This is a genomic window from Aminobacter sp. P4_H6_2 (genome assembly GCF_056400805.1).
The window spans coordinates 1-3,049 of record NZ_JBFUKO010000624.1 but is presented as its reverse complement, the minus strand read 5'-3'; the positions used below and the strand labels follow the sequence as shown (position 1 = coordinate 3,049).

3 protein-coding genes are annotated in these 3,049 nt (G+C 57.4%); all 3 read right to left on the bottom strand.

Annotation, left to right across the window (positions count from 1 at the left end; genetic code table 11):
- On the bottom strand, positions 1 to 821 hold an 821-nt coding region (locus tag AC1DUU_RS27640; protein ID WP_476786546.1), incomplete at its 3' end, for a phytochelatin synthase family protein.
- Positions 822 to 1,072: 251 nt separating this feature from the next.
- Entirely contained in the window at positions 1,073 to 1,699 is a 627-nt protein-coding gene (locus AC1DUU_RS27635) for a hypothetical protein (RefSeq protein WP_476786545.1), read from the bottom strand.
- 139 nt (positions 1,700 to 1,838) lie between these two features.
- A partial coding sequence (locus AC1DUU_RS27630; protein ID WP_476786544.1) for a selenium-binding protein SBP56-related protein occupies positions 1,839 to 3,049 on the bottom strand: 1,211 nt, incomplete at its 5' end.

Below are 3,049 nucleotides of genomic sequence, written 5' to 3'. Positions count from 1 at the left end.
TTAGACACCAGCACGAAGCCTCGCGTCTTGTTCTCGTTGTCAGAATCCGTTGTATTCATCGCATTAAACAGATCCGACGCCGTTACCCATACGGGCGGATATTTGTAGCGAGCAACGTCGAGAATGAGGAACCGGTCCGTCTCCGCGTCGTAGGCTGCAAGGGGTGATATATGGCCGCCGCGCTCCTGCCCGATAGCCTTTCGCAAGTAGTTTACAATCACATAGTGGTCGGGCTTCGAAAGGTAGTCGCGCGCCTCGGCGCGAAATCCATCCAGATTGGAATCAGAAGCGTGGCGGACGGCCACCCGCACGGGATGAAGCGCAATCAGCCCGCCGATCTGGTCGAGCGTCATTCCCTGCTTCCTGAGCACGTCGCTCGGCAGCACTGCTTCGGTGCGGGCATCAAGGAAATTGTCCTGGGTAAAGGTGTGGTATGGATCAAATTCTGGAGTGCTCGGTGCGGCCAACTGTAGCGCATTTAGCACCATCACAATGCTCGCAACCCCGCAAAATGCCTGGTTCTCCTGCGTCAGGAAATTACTTGCAAGCGGGAAGTAGGCTGCCCTGGCATCACTTTCCAGGAACAGTTCCGCCCCCGCGGTCGAACGGAAGTCCAGCAATTGGTTCGGGAGCGGAAGTGTTTGAGCGTGCGCCGGCCCAGCAAGGGCCAACCACAGAATTCCGATATGAAAGAAGCGATCGATCATCAATACCCACTTTGCGCGCCGCATGGAGTACTGCTCAATATCGTCGCTACAACACAACGCGGCGGCGGCACTCTTGAAATAGCCGACGTCGGGGGTAGCTTCGACACCTATCACATACAAACGTGCTCCTGGACGCCACCGCTGTCAACGGTGGAGCCGTTGTTCACTCTAGGTTGGCGTCCGCTAGTTTCGTCGTTGACAGCGGAAGCTCGGCACAATGGCTCATCCTGTGCATCTTTTCGTCCAACTCTGTGTGCTTGATGATGTGATGATGACAGGCCTTGTCATGAGAAACCGGGTTGAAAGCAGTGTTTTCCGCATCTCATCGGAGCGGCGTTGTCGAGTTTGCGGCCAGCCGTCCAGCTTCAAATAATCAGTACAATGCCGGTGATCGCGAGGGCTGTAATCCAGATGAGATCGAAATTGATCCATCCACGGCGAAGCAATGAAAGCCCCAGCCATTCATAGACGGAAACGCTGACAACAAGGATCACTGCAAGCATGGCGGCCATGTGTAGCCCCACCGCTGCCAGCGCTGTGGGCAGCGATCCGGCAGCCGTCAGCTTGCCCGTCGGGCTAACCGAAACGCAAAGCGGTATGAGTACAGGCACGAGCATGAGGCCGGCACCGTGGGCGGTCGCCATCAAGAAAGACCAGAATCCAAGCCCCATCATCCCCGTTTTCATTCCGACTCGAACTCGGTGGCGATGGCCGTATGCGGCATGGAAAGCGGCCCAGCCAATGAGCATCATGCCGGCAGCCGCTTCCAAAGGGCGCTGCTCAACGAAAATGCCGAGCGCCAACACCACCATCGCAACGATGGCAATCGAAACGGTATGTCCTATCGCTATGGGGACCAGCGACAACAATATGATCTTGCGGCTTTGCCGGTGCAAGCCGAGGGCAACCGCAAACAGCCACCCCATGGCAGGGTTTAGGCCGTGAAATGCGCCAAGGCCGGCAAGCACCAGCCAAGGCGAGATGGAAATCATGATAAGCTACTACGGCATCTTTCCGAAAATCGGCATCGATTTTCGGAAAGAACGATACGTGGATTCAAAGACTTAGAGCATCCTTTGTGCGTCCAGTTGGATGCACGGCGCTCTAATCGCTGGGTGGCTGCCGGCGTCATCAGGGATAGCAGTAGGAATCGGACGAACAATCGCCTCCCTCCAAACGCACCTGATGCGGCCGATGGCCTTTTGGCCAGTCGACGAAAAAATCCTCGTCGAATTTGATCCCGCCATTTTCTCCCACGTCGAGCTTCACCATCCACCCGTCGATGCCATCGGGATAGAACTGCGGGTCGATGGCGCCGTACAGAGAGTTGGTAAAATAGACCCGCTTTCCATCTCGGCTGATTTCGACCATTTGCGGGCCACCACTAAGCGCGCCATTGCTCGCCTTTGGGTGGGTTGCCCGGGACACGATACCACCTATGCGGACCCTGCCGGCCTCTTTCGGGTTGAACGGGTCCGACACGTCGTACTGGATCATGTCTCCCGTGCCCCAGCAGGAAACGTAGAGGAAACGGTCATCCATCGACAGGTCGATGTCGGTCACCAGCGGGGCGACCGCATTGAAGCCCTTGAGCACGGGTGGCAGCAGGGCCGGATCCGCAGGTTCGGCGGGGATCACGATCACCTTTTTCACGGCCCATTTGTCGCCGTCGCGGTACCATGTCCAGATCGAAGCCGAGAGATCCTTGAGGCTGATGACACAGCCAACAAAGCCATAGGCCTTGGTCGGATCATGTGCCGGGCGCAATTCGAACACGAGCTGGTGTTCTTCGCCGAAGTCGATCTCCTGAAGGTGCTTGCGTTTGTGCAGATCCCAGAAGTGCAGCCTGCGCCCATATTTGCTGCCCAGCAGTATCTCCGGAACGAGCCCGTTCTCGAATGTATCGGGGGTTCCCCATTCGCTCGTCACCATCGTGTCGTGACCGAGATGCCACCAGAAATCATAGGCAAGCTGCTGAGGTCCCCGGTCCATCTCCCACTGACCGAGAACGTCGAAACTCCCGGAATCCAGCAGGAATATGCCGCCAGGCGCCTTGCCCTCTGCGTTTCCAAGCGCGTTCACGTATATTCCTTCGGGACCGCAGTGGATGGTGTGCAGGCGCGAATAGCCAGCCTTCTCTGCAATTTCTTCCGGCTCGATGACCCTGACGATCTCAGGGTTTCTCGGATCCGGCTTGGTGTCGATGATGTGCAGCCGCGACGACCGCAAGCCTGGCACGACAAGGTAGCGCCGCTCCATATGGGGGTGCGGCGCATTGGGACAGAGGCATGACGAGCAGGCATTCCAGCCGAAATGATGCAGTTCGTCGCCCACATTCGGCA

Excerpts from the sequence above, each read along its gene's own strand:
- AC1DUU_RS27635 (WP_476786545.1), bottom strand. The coding sequence starts at position 1,699 with ATGATTTCCATCTCGCCTTGGCTGGTGCTTGCCGGCCTTGGCGCATTT.